The 21,341-nt window shown below is 54.4% G+C and carries 12 protein-coding genes and 1 pseudogene; 4 read left to right on the top strand and 9 right to left on the bottom strand.

Going from position 1 to position 21,341, the window contains the following annotated elements:
- Window positions 1-25: 25 nt before the first annotated feature.
- On the bottom strand, window positions 26-2,050 hold the full coding sequence (gene rep / locus WG891_RS12990; RefSeq protein WP_337263103.1) for a DNA helicase Rep: 2,025 nt from the start codon (window positions 2,048-2,050) through the stop codon (window positions 26-28).
- Window positions 2,051-2,164: 114 nt separating this feature from the next.
- Here rep and ppiC point away from each other — a divergent pair, with 114 nt between their 5' ends.
- The gene (gene ppiC / locus WG891_RS12985; RefSeq protein WP_037401326.1) at window positions 2,165-2,446 is read left to right on the top strand and encodes a peptidylprolyl isomerase PpiC; all 282 of its coding nucleotides are present in this window, start codon (window positions 2,165-2,167) and stop codon (window positions 2,444-2,446) included.
- A gap of 32 nt (window positions 2,447-2,478) precedes the next feature.
- On the opposite strand, the gene WG891_RS12980 is transcribed toward ppiC, so the two are convergent.
- The 8 genes and pseudogenes from WG891_RS12980 to bcsR all read right to left on the bottom strand — a co-directional run bounded on the left by WG891_RS12980 (window position 2,479) and on the right by bcsR (window position 17,414).
- Window positions 2,479-3,969, bottom strand: coding sequence for a M16 family metallopeptidase (locus tag WG891_RS12980; protein ID WP_337263102.1), 1,491 nt, complete (start codon window positions 3,967-3,969; stop codon window positions 2,479-2,481).
- Between the two features lie 294 nt (window positions 3,970-4,263).
- On the bottom strand, window positions 4,264-5,556 hold the full coding sequence (locus WG891_RS12975; protein WP_337263101.1) for a dicarboxylate/amino acid:cation symporter: 1,293 nt from the start codon (window positions 5,554-5,556) through the stop codon (window positions 4,264-4,266).
- A 272-nt stretch (window positions 5,557-5,828) separates the two neighbouring features.
- Window positions 5,829-7,835, bottom strand: a complete 2,007-nt coding sequence (gene hmsP, locus WG891_RS12970) for a biofilm formation regulator HmsP (RefSeq protein ID WP_337263100.1) — start codon at window positions 7,833-7,835, stop codon at window positions 5,829-5,831.
- Between the two features lie 216 nt (window positions 7,836-8,051).
- Window positions 8,052-11,522, bottom strand: a complete 3,471-nt coding sequence (gene bcsC / locus WG891_RS12965; RefSeq protein WP_337263099.1) for a cellulose synthase complex outer membrane protein BcsC — start codon at window positions 11,520-11,522, stop codon at window positions 8,052-8,054.
- Window positions 11,523-11,536: 14 nt separating this feature from the next.
- Window positions 11,537-13,846, bottom strand: a complete 2,310-nt coding sequence (gene bcsB, locus WG891_RS12960; protein WP_337263098.1) for a cellulose biosynthesis cyclic di-GMP-binding regulatory protein BcsB — start codon at window positions 13,844-13,846, stop codon at window positions 11,537-11,539.
- Between the two features lie 57 nt (window positions 13,847-13,903).
- A pseudogene (bcsA, locus tag WG891_RS12955) lies at window positions 13,904-16,530 on the bottom strand (UDP-forming cellulose synthase catalytic subunit).
- Window positions 16,527-17,264: a cellulose biosynthesis protein BcsQ gene (gene bcsQ, locus WG891_RS12950; protein ID WP_337263097.1), complete on the bottom strand. Its 738-nt coding sequence runs from the start codon at window positions 17,262-17,264 to the stop codon at window positions 16,527-16,529. The pseudogene bcsA and the gene bcsQ overlap by 4 nt, the downstream one beginning before the upstream one ends.
- Window positions 17,265-17,267: 3 nt before the next feature.
- Window positions 17,268-17,414 (bottom strand): cellulose biosynthesis protein BcsR, encoded by a 147-nt coding sequence (gene bcsR / locus WG891_RS12945; protein WP_337263195.1) that lies wholly within the window; start codon window positions 17,412-17,414, stop codon window positions 17,268-17,270.
- Between the two features lie 244 nt (window positions 17,415-17,658).
- On the opposite strand from bcsR, the gene bcsE reads away from it, so the two are divergent.
- Genes bcsE through bcsG form a run of 3 tightly spaced genes read left to right on the top strand, consistent with a single transcriptional unit; the run spans window position 17,659 to window position 21,093 of the window.
- The gene (gene bcsE / locus WG891_RS12940; RefSeq protein WP_337263096.1) at window positions 17,659-19,242 is read left to right on the top strand and encodes a cellulose biosynthesis protein BcsE; all 1,584 of its coding nucleotides are present in this window, start codon (window positions 17,659-17,661) and stop codon (window positions 19,240-19,242) included.
- The gene (gene bcsF / locus WG891_RS12935; RefSeq protein ID WP_337263095.1) at window positions 19,239-19,451 is read left to right on the top strand and encodes a cellulose biosynthesis protein BcsF; all 213 of its coding nucleotides are present in this window, start codon (window positions 19,239-19,241) and stop codon (window positions 19,449-19,451) included. Before bcsE ends, bcsF begins: the two co-directional genes overlap by 4 nt.
- Window positions 19,438-21,093: a cellulose biosynthesis protein BcsG gene (bcsG, locus tag WG891_RS12930; RefSeq protein ID WP_337263094.1), complete on the top strand. Its 1,656-nt coding sequence runs from the start codon at window positions 19,438-19,440 to the stop codon at window positions 21,091-21,093. The genes bcsF and bcsG overlap by 14 nt, the downstream gene beginning before the upstream one ends.
- The last annotated feature ends 248 nt before the right edge of the window (window positions 21,094-21,341 follow it).

The raw sequence follows: 21,341 nt of genomic DNA, 5'->3' as shown, positions 1-21,341 counted from the left end.
CAGGGCGCTGCTGCGCCCTCTCTGTTTAATTCCCGCCTTTGGCTTTCGCCAGCATGGCCTTTACACTGGCCAGATGGCTCTGCCCTTTCTGCATCCGTTCCTCTGGGCTGATGACTTTGCGTTCCGTTTCCCAGGCTAAGTCATCCTGCGGTAGCTCCAACAGGAAGCGGCTCGGTTCAGGGCGCACCAGTTCGCCATACTGGCGACGTTCGCGACACAGCGTAAAAATCAGCTCTTTTTGGGCGCGGGTGATGCCGACATAGGCCAAACGCCGCTCCTCGTCGACATTATCCTCATCAATACTGCTCTGATGCGGCAATAGCCCCTCTTCCATGCCCACCAGGAACACATAGGGGAATTCCAATCCTTTGGAAGCATGCAGCGTCATCAACTGCACCTGATCCGACTCTTCATCACTTTCGCCGCGCTCCATCATATCGCGCAGGGTGAAGCGGGTAACCACCTGCGTCAGCGTCATAGCTTCATCCAGTTCGCTGCCCTCCAGCATCTCGGTCATCCAGCCAAACAGCGTGTTAACGTTCTTCATGCGCATTTCAGCCGCTTTCGGGCTGGGGGAGGTTTCAAACAGCCAGCTCTCGTAATCGATGCCGTGGATCAAATCGCGCACTGCCGCCACCGGTTCACGCTCCACCAACTGGGCGATTCCGGCCATCCAGTGCGTGAAACGTTGTAACGACTCCAGCCCGCGGCCGGTCAGATGCTGGCCCAAGCCGAGATCAAAACTGGCGCGAAACAGGCTTTTGTTACGTTGGTTGGCCCACTCACCCAGCTTTTGCAACGTGGCCGAACCGATTTCGCGCTTCGGAGTATTAACGATGCGCAGAAAAGCGCTGTCGTCATCCGGGTTGGTCAACACGCGCAGGTAAGCCAGCAAATCCTTGATTTCCGGGCGCGAGAAAAACGAGGTTCCACCAGAAATCTTGTACGGGATCCGGTTCTGCATCAGCATTTTTTCAAACAATCGTGACTGATGGTTGCCACGATAAAGGATCGCATAATCGCCATACTGGGTTTTTTTCACAAAATGGTGGGCGATCAGTTCACCGACCACCCGTTCAGCCTCATGATCTTCATTGTTGGCGGTAATCACCTTCAGTTCTTCACCATAACCCAACTCGGAAAACAGCCGTTTTTCAAACACGTGCGGGTTGTTGGCAATCAGAATGTTGGCCGCTTTGAGGATACGTTCGCTGGACCGATAATTCTGCTCCAGTTTAACCACCTGTAAGTGAGGGAAGTCTTCCTGCAGCAACACCAGATTCTGCGGGCGCGCCCCACGCCAGGAATAAATCGACTGATCGTCATCGCCTACCACAGTAAAGCGCGCGCGCTGGCCAACCAACAGCTTAACCAACTCGTATTGGCTGGTGTTGGTATCCTGATACTCATCCACCAACAGGTAGCGAATACGGTTCTGCCAGCGCTCACGCACTTCCTCATTGCGTTGCAGCAATAGCGTCGGCAGCAGGATTAAATCGTCAAAATCCAGCACATTGCAGGCTTTCATATGGTCATCATACAGCCCGTAACAGTGAGCAAACAGCTTATCGCGTTCGGAGCGTGCCAATCCCATCGCCCGCTGCGGATCCACCAGGTCATTCTTCCAGTTGGAAATGGTCGAAATCAGCTGTGCTACCAAGGTTTTATCGTTTTCCAGCCATTTTTCAGTCAGTTCTTTCAATAATGCCAACTGATCCTGATCGTCGAACAGCGAAAAGTTGGACTTCATCCCCAGCGCCACATATTCCCGCTTGATCACCTCCAGCCCCAGAGTATGGAAGGTGGAAATCATCAGCCCACGCGCCTCTTTACGCCCCAGGGTTTGTGCCACTCGCTCTTTCATCTCGCGCGCGGCCTTGTTAGTAAAGGTCACTGCAGCGATGTGCCGTGCCTGATAACCACATTGGTGGATCAGATGAGCGATTTTATTGGTGATCACGCGCGTTTTGCCGGAACCGGCACCGGCCAGCACCAGGCAGGGCCCGGTAACGAATTCGACGGCTTGTTGTTGGCTGGGATTTAATCGCATGGCGCTTTATTGCTCGGTTGTCATCACGTGGGGGAAAGGATTGTAGCAGAAAGCGCCTGCGAGATTTAGCAGGTATAATGGCGGCAATTTCTGCATGACTGAACGGATAAAATGATGGCTAAAACGGCCTGTGCCCTACACATCTTGGTAGATAACGAAAAGCTGGCCAACGAGCTGCTGGCCAAACTCAAGCGCGGTGTCAGCTTCGACACACTGGCACGCAAGTATTCAAGCTGCCCATCAAAGCGCAACGGCGGCTCACTGGGTGAATTCAACAAAGGCACCATGGTGGCAGCCTTTGATAAGGCGGTATTCAGCATCCCATTGCTGAAACCCTACGGCCCGGTGAAAACCCAGTTTGGTTACCACATCATCAAGGTGCTGTACCGCAATTAAACTCAGGGGCAGCGTTCTGCCCCTGGTCCTCGTTACGGAGTGTGGGTTTCCGCTGCCGCGGTATCAGCCGGTTTAGCTTCTTCACTGACGGCGACCAGAGCAGGTATCATGATACCGTTGTAGGTTTCCTGCAGTTGCTTCATGTTCATCTCAGGCTCACCTTTCGGCTGCATCAGCACCAGCGTTGCATCCTGCGACAGTTGTAGCTTCAGTTCCTGATTCAACGCTTCCAACGTCAGCGAAGAAAGGAACGCCTGACGTAATTTCTGATACTGTTCCGGGGCAATATCCACCACCCCACTCTGCTGTGAACGCAGGCGCTGGCTCATCAGGATATCGGTATCCGTGCGGGCATAGGTAGCAAACAGCTTGCTCAACTGATCGCTTTTCTGCGCCAACAGCGCATTAAATTCATCTTGCGAGAAGCCGTTATTGCGCAGGTTAGCCAACTCACGGGCAATAAATGCCAAACCGGTGTTCAGGTTTTCATTGGGTGAATTCAGGTGGATCGCACACTGCGCACGTTGGTACTGCACCCGGCAGTCGAAGCCCAGCTGGATATTTTTCTGCTCGCTCTTTTGCAACACTTGCTGGATATGCCAGAACAGGGCTTCACGCGCGATGTCACTACGCCAGTAGCGGCTCAGGCTTTGTGAATCACGAATCGGGTGCCACGGAGAGTCCCACATGATCGACAGCGTATCCTGCTTCACCTGCTCGCTGATCAGGCTCACGGGGTGCGGTGGTAACGGTGTCAGGGTCGGCATAGTCGCTGGCGTTTCACGTTTGCCTTTCAGTGGCGAAAACGCTTTGTTGATCTGCTCGCCCAAGCTGCGGCTGTCCACTTTCCCCACCACGTACAGCGTCATCGCGTCTGGGGTATACCACTGCTGATAAAATTTCTTCAGCTCATCGATATTGATCGGCTGCTTAACCTGTTGGCCCGGATCGTGCGCCAGCAGCGTTGAATCTTTCAGGCGATAACGCCACCAGGAATCTTTGGGATCGGGTGGGAAAGTGCCGATAGGATCGACACTGGAACTCATCACGCTCTGTATCGTGTGCTCATCAATCGCCAGCCTGCCCGAGGTATCGGCAAGCCAGGCCAGTGCCTCTTTCAGCAGATCGGGGCGATTATTCGGCAAGCTCAGGTTGTACAGAGTGAAATCATAAGAGCTGATGGCAGGCGGCAATGGCCGTTCGCCATCCACACTCTGTTGCCACAGTGAACGTAACTGCGGCTCGGTAAAACTCTCGCTGCGCGCGATCGCAATGCGTGGCAACAGATGGGCAAAACCGATCTGCTGGGAAGATTCCATCAGCGATCCCGTATTGACCATTAACCGCAGTTCAACGCGATCGCTCGGCCGCTGCGGCGTATCAAGAATCTGCCAGGAAAACCCGTTATCCAGTTGCCCCTGCTGCCAGGCCGGGTCTGGTTGTAGTGCTTCAGCCTGCACGCTGCCGCTGGCCGCAGCCAACAGTAGCCCACCCACTAAAAGATGAATTCTGGTGCCCTGCATGTGAACCCCTACTTAATGACTATCCAATTTTTATAGGTAAATACGGATATTCCGTTCAATGGAATACTAGGCTGCGCCCAAATTCGTGCGTGGCACAGTCTACAATAACGCCCTGAGTTTCACCGTGGGGCGCAAAGCGGAAAGTGTACCATTCTGTTAGACCGCACGCCTTTGCGGATGTCACTCATCAGAGTGAAAAATAATGGATAGTCGATTTTTAAGTGCGAAAAGTGCCTAAGCAGCGAGGAAAAACAACATCGGCTGCGGTTGCAGCCGATGTTTCAGCAGAAAAAATCAGGCAGAAGGCAGCGTCTTATCAACAGGTACGGCACCAGGCTTATTGTTCAGCGTGTCACGCAGCTGTTTTTCATCCAGTTGGTTGCACCACTTCGCCACCACTACGGTTGCAACACCGTTACCTACCAGGTTGGTCAACGCACGCGCTTCAGACATAAAGCGGTCGATACCCAGAATCAGCGCCAAACCGGCCAGTGGCAAATGGCCCACTGCCGAGATGGTGGCAGCCAGAACAATAAAGCCACTCCCGGTAACACCTGCCGCCCCTTTCGAAGACAGCAGTAGCACCACCAGCAGTGTCACCTGATGCATGATATCCATATGGGTGTTAGTCGCCTGAGCAATAAACACCGCCGCCATGGTCAGGTAGATCGAGGTGCCATCCAGGTTGAACGAATAGCCCGTTGGAATCACCAAACCCACCACCGATTTCTTACAACCCAGTTTCTCCATTTTATCGAGCATGCGTGGCAGCACCGACTCGGAAGACGAAGTACCGAGTACGATCAGCAGTTCTTCTTTGATATAACGAATAAATTTGAAGATGTTGAAGCCGTTGTAGCGGGCAATCGAACCGAGGACCACCACCACAAACAGCACACAGGTGATATAGAAACAGGCGATCAGCTGGCCCAGTTGCACCAGCGTACCCACACCGTATTTACCGATGGTGAACGCCATTGCACCGAAAGCACCCAGCGGGGCCAAGCGCATGATCATGTTGATAATGCCGAAGATCACGCGTGAGAAACTTTCAATCACGTTGAAGATCAACTGGCCTTTCTCACCCAAGCGATGCAGGGCAAAACCGAACAGCACGGCAAACAGCAACACCTGCAGGATATTGCCACTGGCGAATGCGCCAATCACGCTACCCGGGATAATATCCAGCAGGAAAGGAATGATCCCCTGCTGCGACGCCTGCTCAGCGTAAACCGCGACCGCTTTGGCATCCAGCGTGCCAGGATCGACGTTCATCCCGGCACCGGGTTGCACCAGGTTAACGATCACCAGGCCGATCAGCAGCGCCAAGGTGCTGACAATTTCAAAATACAGTAGCGCTATCGCCCCGGTGCGGCCAACGGCCTTCATGCTTTCCATCCCCGCGATGCCGGTCACCACGGTACAGAAAATCACAGGTGCGATAATCATTTTGATTAATTTAACAAATCCATCACCCAGTGGTTTCATCTGGGCACCGAGGTCAGGGTAGAAATGGCCAAGCAGGATACCCAGCGTAATCGCTGTCAGCACCTGAAAATAGAGGCTCTTAAAGATAGTTGTTTTCATATGAAATCCTTTGGGGGGAGACAACGCGACAGTCGGACATTCACTCGTCCGTCCTGTTTATCGCTTGCGCGGAAAATAACACCCACATAACAACATGGAAATAATTTGTTGTTCCCAATAACGCTTATTGATACGAATTTAAGAGCTGAAACGCGTCAGCTAAGCTGCAAAGCTGAAAGCTACGTAAGTTTTTCTTTGCACTAACGCAAAAGGGGTAGGAGTGAAGTGCGATTTTCGGACACCGCAAAAGTACCAGAAAATCACGAAAAAACTTATTGTACGGGCGGGCAAAATTGAGCTTCGAACGCCTCGCGAGGCAAAGGTTCGGCAAACAGAAAACCCTGACCATGGCGGATACCGTGCTGTAACAGCCAGTCACGCTGCGCGTCGGTTTCCACACCTTCCGCCATCATCGGCAGATTGAGCACATCAGAGATAGAGCTGATGATGCGTACTAGCGCATCATCCTGCGGCAGGTCATCAATAAAACTCTTGTCGATTTTAATCAAATCGATCGGCAAGCATTTGAGATGGTTCAGGTAATTCAGGCTGGAATACCCCATGCCAAAATCATCCAAGACGATCGACAAGCCCAAATCATGCAGTTCACGCAGCAACCCCAGCACCTGCTCAAGATCGTTAATGCGCACGGTTTCCGTGATTTCCAGCTGTAATTTACCCGGCTCGATCCGATGCTGAACTAACAGCTGCTTCAAGTGTGGGATAAAATCTTGATGCAGCAGCTGAAGCGCAGAAATATTCATCGCCAGCGGCAGCTTAATCCCTTGATGCTGCCACTGTGCCAGAATACGGCAGGACTCTTCCAACACCCAGTTACCGAGTGGAACGATAACGCCCAACTCTTCCGCTAACGGAATCACTTCCGCCGGTAACACCAGGCTGCTATCGCGCTGTGGCCAGCGCAACAGCGCCTCAGCCCCCAGCACCTGATGGGTTTGCATATCCACCTGCGGTTGCAGAAACAGCGTAAACTGACGCTGCTCAATCGCCAGCAGGATCTCGCTTTCCTGTGTCAGCCTCTTTTGCGTTCGTTCCGTCAGGCTCGGCTCAAAGAACAGGATTTGGTTCTTACCTTCACGGTGTGCCGCCATCATTGCCGAAGTGGCACTACGCAGCAGTTGTTCCGCGCTGCCCCCAGGGGGTGAGAAATGGGCAATGCCGATACTGGCACTTGGTCTCAGTGACATTTGCTGCAGATTCAGCGGGTTATTGATCTCTACCATAATACGTCGTGCCAACTGCATGGCATGGAACGGCTGTTCAATATTCTTTGCCAGAATGGCAAACTCGGCGTTACTCAACTGTGCCAGCACGCAATCAGAACCGATGGCATTACGCAGTTTTTTCACCAGCATCAGCAACAGCGCTTCACGTTTTGACGGGCTGAGCACACCAGACACTTCGTGTAGTGTTTCAATCCCAACCACCAGCAGGTTAAAACGTGCCGGACGCATATGGGAAGCCAAGTGCTGTTCAAGCAACGCGGTAAACAACACCGAGTTGGGTAATTCAGTAATCGAGTTGCGGGTGCTAAGGCGGCTCATTTCAGTGTGCGCCTTAGCCAGCATCTGCTGATTGCGGTTGTAATTACGCACCAGCAGACCCAGCTCATCATCCTGGTGGTGAGCGGGCAACATCAGTTGGTGATAAGGCATATCTTCTGGAGCGATATTCTCAAGCTCCCTCACCATCGCGCGCAACGGGTAAACCAGCAACCGATTCATGCACCAGGTAATGGCAACCGACAGGATCAGCGCCAGCAGCAGGTAGGTGGATAACATGGTAGACAGCGTGCTGAGAATAAATTGATACATGCGGAACGAGTCGGCTTGTAACACCAAATAGGCCAGCGGCTGAGGATTAGCAGGCACTCGCTCCAGCGAATAAAGCGGCACTGAAATCTGTACCGGCAGCTCAAAAATACGCGCCAGCAGCGCGGGCACCGGCCGTTCAGGCGGGAAATTGGCATGTACAGCCTCAAACTCATTCGGCAATACAATATAGGCGCGCGTAAGGATCCCGACCGGCAGCAATGAATTGAGCACTCTCTCGGTTTCCGGCACATCCATGCGCAGCACGGCCTCGGCTAGAGGTTGGCGGACAGAGTGCGCGATACTCTCTAACTGATGGGCGTAGTCATCCCTGCGCTGCTGCACAAAATGGAATAACTGGATCACGATGAAGATACAGATTGTCACCAGCGCAACGCTGGACACCGTGGCCATCTGCTTGATCGTTAACGAACGCCTGACTTGCAAACCGGTTCTCCGCTCATTCGGGCCGCAATAAAAAAGGGCAGATGCCGTATGCCCGCCCCTCAAACCAAACTGAGTATACTCGATCGTTTCATGTTTTTACCTTCCCTGCCGCCTGACGACGGCAGAAAAGCGCGGGTTTCAGTATTATCCTAGCTGGAATGCCTACAGGGTAACAAAACCACTCGGTAGGTAACACCCGAATCGACCGATTTCTTATTACTTGAAATCGGCGTATGGCGTCAGGGGTTGTGGAGGCAAGTCAAGATCGCCTTGCCAGCCGGCAAATGAATAGCGCAGATAAATCAATGCATGACTAGGCGTATAGTTTTTGGCCTGCTGGATATCCACCCCAGCTCCCATTGTCCAATGAGAACCGAGGCGGCGTTCAATAATCGCCCGCAGCGTATAGCCGATACCGGAGGAGGAACTGCCCGTTTCAACGGCAAACTTATCTGGCAGAGAATCGGGGATCAACCCCTGTAACGGATAGCGTTTTTCGTCATTGGATTTCGAATGAGAAATCGACACCGATCCGCCCACCTCCCATGACCAGTTCTCAGTGCGCTGACGATAGTTCACCGGCACCGCCAGCGATACGTATTCCTGTGGGCTGTAATAGCCCCCTTGCCCCAGGGAATAACCGCTTAAATCCTTCTGGTAATGCCACAGCATGCTGCTCAGGCCCAGGGTGAAACGGCGATTATCCTCATTAATCAACTTATAGTAATAGCCCGCCATTAGGCGCTGACGCTGGTTATCCTCAACGTTTTGACCGGTGAGCAGATGAGCGCTGAGATCGGCCCAAACGCCGCTGGCCTCACCGCGATCGTAACTGCCACTGAGGCTGATACCGGTAGCACGCACGCCGCCCCAGGTGATACCGGTATTGGGATCGCGCGTGCCGCCAAACGCCAGTAACGAACTGGAAATCGGCCGACGCGAAACGCCCAGCCGCCAGCCGATATGGTTCCAATCGCCGTTGTAAGCCAAACCACCGACCCAATCCACCACGTCAAAACCGATTGGCGTAGTACCCAGATCGGTTTCCCAACGTTCGTTTTTCCAACCCACGGCCACGCTAGTGCCGGTGGCTCTCTGCCGCTCATCACCGCTGCAACCCACCGTATTACAAGTCCCGAAGGTTTCGAAGTGCTTGCCCTGAGCATCGGTAGAAAACGTGCCCGCATTCAGTTGAACGGTATCGGTGCGGAAGAATGCGCGGCCGTCATACAGCGGCATATCCACCTGCAGCATGGTGTCATGCGCGCTCAAATCGGAGATCCCACCGGTGCCGCTCGACCCCCAGTAATCATGATTCAGCGTCACCTTCACATCCTGCTGGCGATAGAGATCGGCGGCATCAGAACGGATACCACGCTTAAGCCAGTCATCCATCGGATTATTACGCGTCGCACGGGTGTAGCTGTCGTTATCCAGCAGAATAGCGGGCACCATACCGCTGGCCACCATCGCCTGGCGATAATCCTGCTGCGCCTCCGCGGGACGCTGCTGTACCTGTTCCAAGCGCGCGGCATCGCGATACACCAGCGCTTTCGCCTGGCCTGCGGGTTCATGCAGCGCGGCAGCTTTCAACTGCGTGAAGATGGCGGTCGCTTTCTGCGGTTCACCCACCGCATTCCAGGCATTAGCCAAGCGGCGCTGGCCGTTGAGCGACTCCTCCTTCGGTGGCGCGGTTTTCAGCCGCTGATGTGCCTCACTCAGCTTGCCTTCGGCTACGTAGGCTTCAATCTCGCCCAATCGTGCGTCTGGGTTACTCGGTTCACGCAGGCGCACTCGCTGATACGCGGCCAACGCTTCCCCATAATCCTCCCGGGCCAAAGCCCAATCGGCAAGCAGCAGTTCGATCCGCGTATCCGCCGGTTGCTGGCGCAGATAGGCAATCGCTCCCGCTTCATCGCCCGCGGCACGCAGTTTTTCGCCATGGTCCAGCGCCGCCTGCATCTCCAGCCGCTGTGCCATCTCACGCATATCATCGCTCCACTGCGCTTTCGGCAACGTATCCAGATGTGCCAACGCCTGGCTATCGCGATCGCTGGCAGACAGATACAGCGCATAGGCATAAATTTGTTGTGGATCGCCGGGTTTTTTCTGCGCCAGTTGGCTGAATAGCGCGTCGGCCTGCTGTGGATGCCAATCCTGACGTAACGCCTGCGCGTAGTGATAAGTCAGCCAGACATCGCTTGGATCCATCTGGTAGGCTTGCCGGTATATCTCCACCGCCTGCGACCACTGCTGGCGCTGTGTCAACACTTCCGCCTGCTGCTTTAGCATATCCAGTTGCAGGCTGTTGAGGGTATCACGCAACTTATCCTGCTGCCTGCGTGGCAAGCTGTTCAGATAGGCCAACGCCTTTTGCGGCGATTGACGCTGGTAGATATTCACCAGGCCGCGGACCGCACTGCCGCTGCTCGGGTCAAGGCGCAAAGCCTGCTGATAGTAACGCTCGGCGGTCACATCATCTTTATGAGCCACGGCAACGTCAGCGAGACCGATCAACGCACTGCTGTCGCTGTGGTCAATCTGCCGCGCCTGCTGATATTTTTGCTGCGCCAGCGCTAGATTATTGGCCTTCAGCGCTTTGTCGCCCGCATCGATCGCCAACCAATAGCGATTACTCTGGATTAGGCTTTGCCATTTAGCGCTGTCGTAGCCATTCTTATCTGCTTTCTGCGCCTGCAAAAACAGGCTCAAGGCTTTCTGACGGTTACCTGAACGCGCGTAGGCCAAACCCAATGCCCCCAGCACCTGTGCGTCATCAGGCGTACTGACCAGCGCTTTTTTCAGCTCTGGGATCGCCGCGTGGCTCCCCCCTTTATCCACCTGCGCCAAACCGACCATCCGCGCCTGATAAGCAGGATCGGCCAACAGAGTTTGCTGTCTGGCTAATTCCTGCTGTGCGCTGGCCGCCTGATCGCTGCTTTCAAACACGCTGAGGAAGCGGTTGAGCATCGCCACGCTTTGGGGGCTGACTGGCATCGCTTTGATTTTTTCCAGCCACAAATCAGCCGCAGGGCCACGCCCGGCGGGATCCGCTGCGAGCCGCTGCAAAACGTCGTAAGCCTGTTTCTCCTGATTCTGGCTGAACAGCAGTTGTGCCAATGTCATACGCAATGAAATATTACCGGGATACTGCTGATCCAGCCGTTGCAGCTTTTGCTGTGCCACAGGCTCCTGCCCCGGCAGCCGCGCCACCAGTTTCCAGTATTCCACCGCCAGTTCGAGAGTGGGCGGATCCCCTTGAAACAAGGCATCGTACTGCGCCTTGGCTTCCGGCAAGCGGCCAGCGGCAGCCATCAAACGCGCCTGTTGCAGTTTCTGGCGCGTTTCCGGCTGGGTCAGCAACAGGTTCGTCTGCGCCTGATGATAAGCGGCGGATTGTGGTGCGATATTCTTCAACTTGTCCAACTGCTGCTGCGCCAGTACCTGATTGCCCTGGCGCAATGCCAAGCGCATACGTGCCGCAATCACCTCAGGATTATTCGGGTCCATCAGTTCAAGACGATAAAGCGACTGACGCACCAGTTCGTCTTTATTGCTGGCCTCACCGACGCGCACCTGCTCCAGCAGCCATTGCTCAGGCGCAACGGTTTCTGTACTTTGCGCCTGGGGAAATAGGACCAGGCTCAAAGGAAACAGGCATAACCAGTTTTTTCTGAAGTTACGCATCACCCGCATAGCATTTAGTCCCGCTCATCCGGCGACAGGCGACGACGGCTGTAGGCCTTCAAGCCACGCCACAGCAACAGCGCCATGATCACTACCACCAAGGTTGCCATGACGGCTAACCATACTGGATGGGTGGCTAACACATGCCAGACACGTTCCCACCACGGCAGATGCCCGACATAGTAAATATCCCCCACGCTCAGGCTGCTGATCCCCGATTCACGGATCACCGCCACCGAGCCAAATACATTGGCTCGTTTAGCGCCATCCAGCAGCGCATTATTCAGCAGTTCATAACCCTGGGGGCTATCCGCCAACAGCGCCACAATGCTGCGTTGATCGTTGAACGGCGACTGCACACCGACAATCGCTGCTACGGCCCCTGCGGAGCTGATAGTCGCTTTACTGTCTGGCGTTGCATCATCCTGCTGCACTTTGATTTCCGGCAGCGGTAACTGACGCATCGGCTGTTTCACCCAGCTCTGAGTGGCTTCTATCAGTAAATTGATTTTCTTCTCATCGCGCAACTCCGGCGGGATGGTGCCGATCAGCAGAATATCGGCGTCTTTCTCTCTGGCCTGCGACCAATCATCGGCCAGCATAAAGGCCAACGCCGGATAACCGGTTTGAGCCCCCACACTTCCCAGCGCATTGAGCAAGGCACTAACCTGGGCGGGCTGCGGCTGCTTGCTCACCAGCACCAGGGTTTGCGATAGATCCGCCATGCGGCTGAATGGGAAACTGGCATTGGCAAAAGCGCGCAGGTCGGGCATCGCCATAAAGTGTCGATAGCCCGAGAAATCAATGGTGGAACTGCCGTCGATCACCGCATGATTAGGGGCTACTGAATAGGTTTCACAGCGATCTGCCGTGCCGCTGCCTAATAGCGTGGTGTAATCAAAGTCAAAGCGTATCTGGTTAATCGGCTCAAGTTTCAGCGCCGGAATATTGACCGTTTTCTCCGCAGCAATCAGCCCCTGCCGCAGCGGAATGCCCAATATTTTTCCGTCCTGCTCGTTCTCTGGCAACAGCGAATAGGCCTGCACAAACTGGTTGTTCAGGCTGATGCTCAGGCGCGAGCTATCCTGCACACGCGGTGCGGTATATCGATATTTCAGTGACATATCGATACCCGTACTGCGGATCAGGAACAAGTCCGGTGGCAAATTCATGTTCAACGAGATCGGGCCAGGTTCAATGCCGCTGGTTTGCAACTGCCCGGCATATTGCTGCAACTCGCTAAAGGTCATTGGCCGATCGGTGCGTACCCAGTTTGGCGCATCGTACGGCTGCCGCGGTAACAATTGCTCGACCTTATCCACCGTCAGGCTCTGGCCGCGGAACAGAATGTCCCCCTGTGCAATGCCCTGCACGGCGGTAATCAGATCGTTGTCATCACGGCCCTCTATCAGCAGCAGCTTCACATACGGGTTATTCGGATGATTGACCATTTCTATGGTCGGCCCGTTCACCTGCGGATGATCTTTCAGGAAATCCGGCCGTTGCTGATTGGTAACAAACACAATCGCGTGCTGGTTGGGCAACTGATTAAACAGCGTTGGGAACGACTGGCCGCGCCACTGCGCCTTGCTGCCAAACCAGGAGGCCAGAATACCGGCCGCACGCTGCTGCACCAAATCCGGCTGCCCGGCAAACACCATCGGCAGATCTAACGGACGGCTGTCACGGCTATCAAAGAAAGGTTCGGGGAAATGCGACAGATCATTTTTCAGCGGCAATTTCTGGAAGCGCAGATTCAGCGCACTGGATTTACTGACATCCAGCCACAACACGCTGTTTGCCGGGTTTTCACAGATATTCTGGTAATGGCCGACAAACTCCAGGCGCACGCGGTTAAAATCACTGATATAACGCGGGTCGATCGAGATCTGAACCCGATTGGTTTTCCCCAATTGCTCTTTGGCAATGCTTGACACCCCCATCAGTTCATCATTGAGATAGACCTTAACGTGGGACTCCTGTGGGATCAGCGAAGGCGATGGCGTAAACGTCAGGTCGAGCACGGCCTGTGACACCACTTCGTCGCTGCGCACGCCAAATTCCACCTGCCCTTCAGGGCGCGTTCCACGCAGCGTAAAGGTCCCCGGTGGTGGCGCGATTTGTGCGAAGGGTAATTGCACATCCCGCACCGGCGTGTTCGGATCTTCAGGTATGACCGATCGGATGGGCGTAGTCACAGAAGAACCAGCGGCCTCAATCGCCGGGGGTAACCCAAAGGCAATTGCTGAAGTCGGTGTTTCCGCCTGAGACAGGGAACTGATGCCTAAGGCCAATGCGGTAAACCAGGTTATTTTTCTCTTCATCGTATCATCATCAATGTTAGAACCTGTTCACGGGCGAACGGTTGCAAAATACACCGCCTATGCCACAGCCTCTTTCTGAACAAAAGCCGGTTCCCTGCCTACGCCTTGAGGGATAAATGACATTACCCAGGCAGTCAGCGTGGCCAATCCGGCAATAATGCCGCGAATGATGGGCGGTGAATAATCCGCCATTCGCATGTAACCGCGGATCCCCAGCATCATGACATCTCGCAGGCTCTCCCCCGGTTTATCTTCAGGGAACCCATCCTGCCACAGCGCCCAGGTATCGGCGCGGGCGAAGGTACACTGAATAAATTCAATATGCTGACGGATAGACAGATCTTCCAGACGTACCCCGACATGGACACCGTTGGCGCGCGTCACCAAACAGGGGAAACTGAATTCCTGCTGACCACGCTTGAGCAATAACAACACTCTGTCTCCGTCCCTTAACTGATCCGGCACACGCATTTCCAGGCCAACGCCCCCGTCGGAGTAATCCCGCAGGCTGCACGGGAAAAGGTGCCCATCGGCCCTTGCCAACGCTGCTGGCATGGCAATTTCCACCCGGTGTGAGCGACGCATCTGTTTGACTTCCACGGCCACCGCAATGGCACCGCCAAGAATCAGCATGTTGTAAAAGACCCACACCAGATTGAGCACCACGGTCATGAGTTCATCGCTCGGGCCGAAGAAAAGGCGCCACACGCCAAATCCGATCCCCGCTAAATTCAGCACGACCAGGCACAAGTATGGGCGCGTGATCACCCAGTCAAAATGATCCTGATCTGAATGCACCCCTTTTGCCGTTACGTTGAACTTGCTTTTATACGGATTGAACAACGCAGCCGTGGTCGGCCTGGCGATATACCAGGCCAGAACGGTTTCATAGATTTCACCCCAGAAAGAGTAACGATATTTGCTCTGGATACGTGAACTGGTCAGGCTGGCGTGGATCATGTGCGGCAGAACGTACAGCGCGATCGCCAGCGCTGGGGCATAGATGATGTAAGCATGCAACAACAGGAACACCAATGGCGCAATCAGGAAAATCAAGCGCGGGCCGCCGGAAAAAAAGTGCAGCATGGCGTTGGCGTAACATAGCCGCTGTCCGATCTTAAGCCCTTTACCCAGCAACGGGTTATCCAAGCGGAAGATCTGCGCCATACCGCGCGCCCAGCGGATACGTTGCCCAACGTGCGCAGCCAGGCTCTCCGTTGCCAGCCCGGCAGCCTGTGGAATACGAATATAGGCCGAAGTGTGGCCGAGACGATGCAGACGCAATGAAGTATGCGCATCCTCGGTGACGGTCTCCACCGCGATGCCGCCGATTTCATCCAGCGCACTGCGGCGCAATACGGCACAGGAGCCACAGAAGAAGGTGGCGTCCCACATATCGTTGCCGTCTTGTACCAAGCCATAAAACAGCGTTCCCTCATTCGGCGTCTGACGAAAACGGCCAAGGTTGCGCTCGAAGGGATCGGGGGAGAAGAAATGGTGCGGCGTTTGCAACATCGCCAGTTTTTTATCTTTGAAGAACCAGCCCATGGTCAGTTGCAGGAAGGATCGCGTCGAGACATGATCGCAATCGAAGATGGCAACAAATTCACCGGTGGCCTGCTTCAACGCATTGTTAATGTTACCGGCCTTCGCGTGTTCATGGGTGGAGCGAGCGATGTAACGGACACCTAACTGCTCGGCAAACTCTCTGAATTCCTTACGATTACCGTCATCAAGGATATAAATATTGAGCTTCTCTTTCGCCAATCGATGCCCAGTGCAGCGTAAATCGCTGGCTTGACGACCCCCAGATCCTCGTTGTAAGTCGGCACCATCAAATCTACCGTTGGCCAGGTGCTGGTATCGGCTGGCATCGGCACCGGCTGACGCTGCAGCGGCCACACGGTCTGGAAGTAGCACAAGACCAGCACCACCCAGGCATAGGTTTCGGCGGCCAACAGCAGCAACCCGCAGATCAGGCTGAACGGATCGCCCCAGTTCAGCGTCTCGGTATAGCGCCACCACAGATACCGGCAGGAAACGGTGAGTGACAGCACGATCAGCATCAGGCTGGGTAAACGGCCGGGCAAACGGCGCACCACCATGGCAACCCCCCACAACAGCAGCACAAAGATAAACTGCGGCCATAATTCAAAGGGTTGTGAAATACATAACATCGCCATCAGCGCCGCAAGCACACCAGCAGCAATAAACAAAGCCTGACGCACACGCCGGTTCAGTTGGCTGAAGCGCTGCCACAGACGCTGCCCCATTTCAGCTTGCTGTACCCGCTGCGGGAAACCTTTCAGCCCCTTGGTATAATTCCGCTGCAGGCGCTGCAAGCGCTCAGCAAAGTTGGGCCTCTTGAGTATCGGGCGACTATCGTTGCGAATGATCAACAACCACAAGCACTGGAACAGATAACGTAATACGTCTGCAGGCCGCGGGCGATTTGGTGCGATATGGGGGAACCAGTGTTGAGGATTGGCTCTGAGCCGCCGCCAAGCCGGAGATTCAAAACGCAGGAAAACCCAACCCAGCAGCAGCATCAGCATCAGCATCAGCATCAGGGTATTGAAAAAGGCAGCAAACGGTGAGGCTTTCCTCAGGCGATAAGCACGATAACGCGCTTGTAGCGCCTGACGAACAGGAGGGATCAGCACCAGGCTCAATAGCCGGCTCATTTTGCCACTCCCTGCAGATTGATCAGACACCAGTTGGCCAGGGTGATGACTTCCTCCGCCGCCAGGCTTTCCGGCCGGTATTCTCCCAGCGGCTGTTTGGCGGCCAGCGCCTCAGATAACGCTTCATCGCGATGGATCATCAAAGGTAACAAGCCACTCAGCGTTTGCAGCCAGAATTGGTGCAAGTCTTCCTGCAGTTGGCTGGCGGCAGAGTAGTTATTAATAAGGAAATGACAATGAGGCGGTAACACCTGCTGGTGCAGACGGGCATGGCAATTGGCATCGGGGTTAAGCAGCAGGAAAACGCTGTCAGCCAGCGCCAATTGCTGCTGAATCACGGGGCTGTTACCGGCCGGAATATCCAGCAGGATCCAACGATATTGCCCAGACGTTTTGACCTGTTGCAGAAAATCGCGCCAATGCGTTGGCGTTGCGTCACTCAGCAGCCCCATTTTCCACTGCTCAGCCACGCTTAAACGACCAAACGGCAGAAAATCGAGTTTCGGGCAGTAGCGCATTGCCCCTTGCTGCCAGTTAACCCCGTCCAGCTCGGCTCGCGCCCAGCCGCGGCTCAGCTCAAAGGGCATATTGAAATGCAGCCGCAGTAAATTGTCCGGCGAAAAATCAATCGCCAGTACCGATTCCCCTAATTCCTGCAATGCCCAGGCAAGCGCGGCGCTCAATGATGTGGTACCACTGCCCCCGCGTATTCCCTGCAAAGCAATGACCGGCATAAGTCAGAGGCTCCCCGTTTTTTGCGCCAGTTCGGCTAATAATGGCCAGCGCCCCATCATGTGCGCTAACCGCTCCTGACGCAAAATATCGATGTAATTTAATTCAGGCAAAGAAAACGCGAGACTCAAGGCCAGTAAATCGTCTTGCATCAGTGGCTGATCCACCGTGCGAAAGTGTGATAAATCGCCCTTATTCATTCTGCCACCTTCAATAAAGTAGGCTAATGTTAAATGACTATAGCAACGATTAAAGAAAAATAACCAATAAGATGAATTTTAACGGTTATTATGACATAAGCGAGCTAGGCCTGTTATTCTTGACCGCAACGTTACGGTTTTTCAGTCGCTGAATCTGTCAGATCTGTGACATTTTCGACAAAAGCAGAATAAATCTATGGCGCAGACTTTCTTATTAGGTATCCGACAAATGTGGGAAGAGTTGTCGGTAATGCAATCACCCGGGTTTTACTGGGTTAATGTCGATCGCCAGACCGATGCGAATTTGCTTTGCTGGCAAATTATCACGGCTCAGGCAGAAGAGAGCTCGTTGGCGCTGATTTACAGCGGCGACAAACCGGATAATTTGCTGGCCGCCCCCCCTTCGCCCGCAGTAAAAAAACTGCCTTTATATAGCTTGCCGGAGAAAAAAGCAGCGCTGCTGCATTTGCGCAATGATTTGATGCGCACATTAAACCCGAAAAACCGTCTGTTGATCCTGCTGGCTCCTGCCAACTTATGGCAAAACTTCACTCACGATGAGCTGCGCGAATGGTCTTACAGCACCGCTAAATGGTTACGCCAGCAGCAGTGCACGATGGTTATTCTCAGCCACAGCAGCGGCGTCAACCGGCTCCGCGGCCAGCTTAGTAACGAGCACCGCATTTTCAATGGTTTATCCAGCCTGCATTGGCAGCAGGACAGTGCGCAGTACCTGGTCAACTGGTGGAGCACACCGCACTGCATCAACGCCAACCAACTGCTGACGCTGAACCAAACGCCACAAGGCTGGCAGGCCGAAGAAGAGGAAGAAGAGGAAGAAGGCCCCGCGCTTCATACTCCGGTCGTCAGCGATGCGGGCCGCTATCTGGCAGAAAGGTGCATCCTTGAAGGTGCACCTCCGCTGTCCGCTAACTGGCAACTGTTCGAAAACAGCACGTTACTGACCCAGCAAGGCATGCAGGCCATGGCGGCAACGCTGATTTTTGCCCTCTATCAGAGTGACCACATTGATGTGCTGGCCCACCAGATCCACAATTTGCGCCGCCATCGCGGCAATGGGCTGAAAATCGTGGTACGCGAAATGAGCGCCAGCCTGCGTTACAGTGATGAACGCCTGCTGCTGGCCTGCGGGGCCAGCCTGATCGTGCCCCATTCCGCACCGCTGTCGAGTTTTCTGACCATGCTGGAGGGTGTTCAAGGCCAGCGTTTGTCACGCTATGTTCCTGCTGACATCGACGCCCTGCTGGCAGGGCTGCGGCCATTACCCGTAAAAGGCTATCTGCCGCTGGAGGATTTCAGTAAAGCGGTGGTATCGCTGCTAGAAAATACGTTGCTGCCGGAAGACGGCAAAGGCGTGATGGTCGCGTTACGCCCCGTTCCTGGGTTGACCGCTCGGCAGTCTATGACCTTGTGCCACCAGCGCCGCTTCGGCGATGTCATGACCGTGGCACAAAACCGGCTGTTCCTGTTCCTTTCCACCTGCCGGATTAACGATCTGGACACGGCGCTGAAGTTCATCTTCCGGCTGCCCGTGCGCGAAGCCTTCAGCAACTGGGTGGTCTGGTATGAGGACGTGGATATTCTCTCTGAAATCAACCAACTCACACAGAATCTGGCATTGGCCCAATCCTCCGTTAAACGCGATCTGCAGGCCGGCCCCAAAACCACGGCCAAAACAACAGCCACAACAGAAGAAACGCAGGCCGATCAACGCCGCCAGCCAGTGCCCATCACTCTGTTAAGCCGGGGGCCAGGATGAACGACATTACCGACATCGTACAGATCATGCTCCTTTGCGCGATCATCTTTATTCCCTTGGGTTACTCCCTGCATCGTCGTTTCCCAAACTGGTATCAGAATTGGCAAAACCGGCTGTTATCACCGCGTTATTTAAAGCCAGCAGGGTTGTGGACCCGCGAAGATCCCTCTTCTCAGACTAAGCGTAAAAATCATAATGAACGAAAATAAAATAACGACGCCTGAAAACGATCTGTGGCGCTACTGGCGCGGTCTTGGTGGTTGGAACTTTTACTTTTTAGCCAAGTTCAGCCTGCTATGGTTTGGCTATCTGAATTTCCATGCACTACCAAACCTGGTGTTTATGGCATTTTTGCTGATGCCGATCCCTTCACTGCGTCTGCACCGCTGGCGGCACATTATTGCCATTCCAATCGGGATAGGTCTGTTCTATTACGACACCTGGCTGCCTGGTATTAACAGCATCATCAGCCAGGGTTCGCAGCTCGCGGGTTTCAGCGCCCCGTATCTGCTTGAACTGGTCGAACGCTTTATCAACTGGCAGATGCTGGGTGCCGCTTTTGTGATGCTGATTGCCTATCTGTTTCTGGCGCAATGGCTGCGGATTACGGTGTTTACCGTTGCTGCCATGGTATGGTTGAACCTGGTGAATGTCACCGGCCCGGCGGTGTCCTTGCTGCCAACCACCAGTACCGCTGCGGCATCGGCTCCGGTAACGCCGCCGGCGAATGAGGCGGTTCCTGGCGGTAGCCAACCAGCCACCAACGGCCCTCCTACCAATGCCAACCTCGCCGCCAATCTGGAGCAGTTTTACGATCAGGAAAAAAGCCGCGCTACGGTTTTCCCTACCACACTGCCCAGCGATGCTCAGCCATTCGACCTGTTGATTATTAATATCTGTTCGCTGGCTTGGGCCGATCTGGATGCGGTCAATCTGCGCAACCACCCGCTGTGGGACAAGATGGACATTATATTCACCAACTTCAACTCAGCCACCGCCTACAGCGGCCCGGCGGCCATCCGCCTGCTGCGGGCCAGTTGCGGGCAGTCTTCGCACCACGATCTCTATCAGCCTGCCAATCAGCAGTGTTATCTGTTTGATAATCTGGCAAAACTCGGGTTTAAATCACAGCTGATGCTGGATCACTCCGGCATGTTTGGGGATTACCTGAAAAACCTGCGCACCGATGGGGGTTTACAGGCACCGCTGATGTCACAAGCAGGTATCAGCAATGAACTGACCTCTTTCGACGGCGAACCGATTTATAACGATCTGGAATTGCTCAATCGCTGGCTCGATCTACAGAAAAAAGGCACTGATGCCCGCACGGCAACCTTCTTCAACGTCATTCCACTACACGATGGCGATCGATTTGTGGGTGCCAACAAGGGCGCTGATTACCAGCCACGGGCGCAAAAGCTGTTAGATCAGTTGAATACCTTCCTTGATGAGTTGCAACAGTCCGGGCGAAAAGTGATGGTGGTACTCGTACCGGAGCACGGTGCGGCACTGGTTGGCGATAAAATGCAGATGTCTGGCCTGCGTGATATTCCAAGCCCGAGCATTACTCACACGCCCATGGGCATCAAGCTGATCGGCATGCAGGCCCCACATCAGGGTAGCCCGTTTGAGATTAAAACGCCGAGCAGCTATCTGGCGCTGTCTGAGCTGGTATCACGACTGGTGGATGGCAAAGTCTTTAGTGCGCCGAGCGTCGACTGGCAAACCCTGACTCAAGGCCTGCCGCAAACCGCCGCCGTCTCCGAAAATGACAACGCAGTTATTATGCAGTATCAGGGCAAGCCCTATATTCGCCTCAACGGTGGTGATTGGGTACCTTATCCGCAGTAACTTTGCTACTCGGCACGCCTTCGGGCGTAATGCCTGTCAGTTGAGCGCAAAGCGGCATAATCATGCATCAATGGCTCAAGGCATCGCCCTCTCTCCCTCTGGGAGGGCGGGGTGAGCAGTTGGTAGCCCGGCGATCGTCCCCTCACCCTAACCCTCTCCCCAAGGGAGAGCAGCTGTGTTTAAAGTCAATGGGTGATGATTAATTTGTCACCCATTGCCTATTATCTCGCAGCATCGCGTTTAATATC

This window comes from Serratia sp. MMO-28 (genome assembly GCF_037199905.1).
GTDB lineage: Bacteria > Pseudomonadota > Gammaproteobacteria > Enterobacterales > Enterobacteriaceae > Chania > Chania oryzae.
The sequence above is the reverse complement of the archived record's forward strand: the minus strand, read 5'-3'. Positions and strand labels throughout refer to the sequence as shown.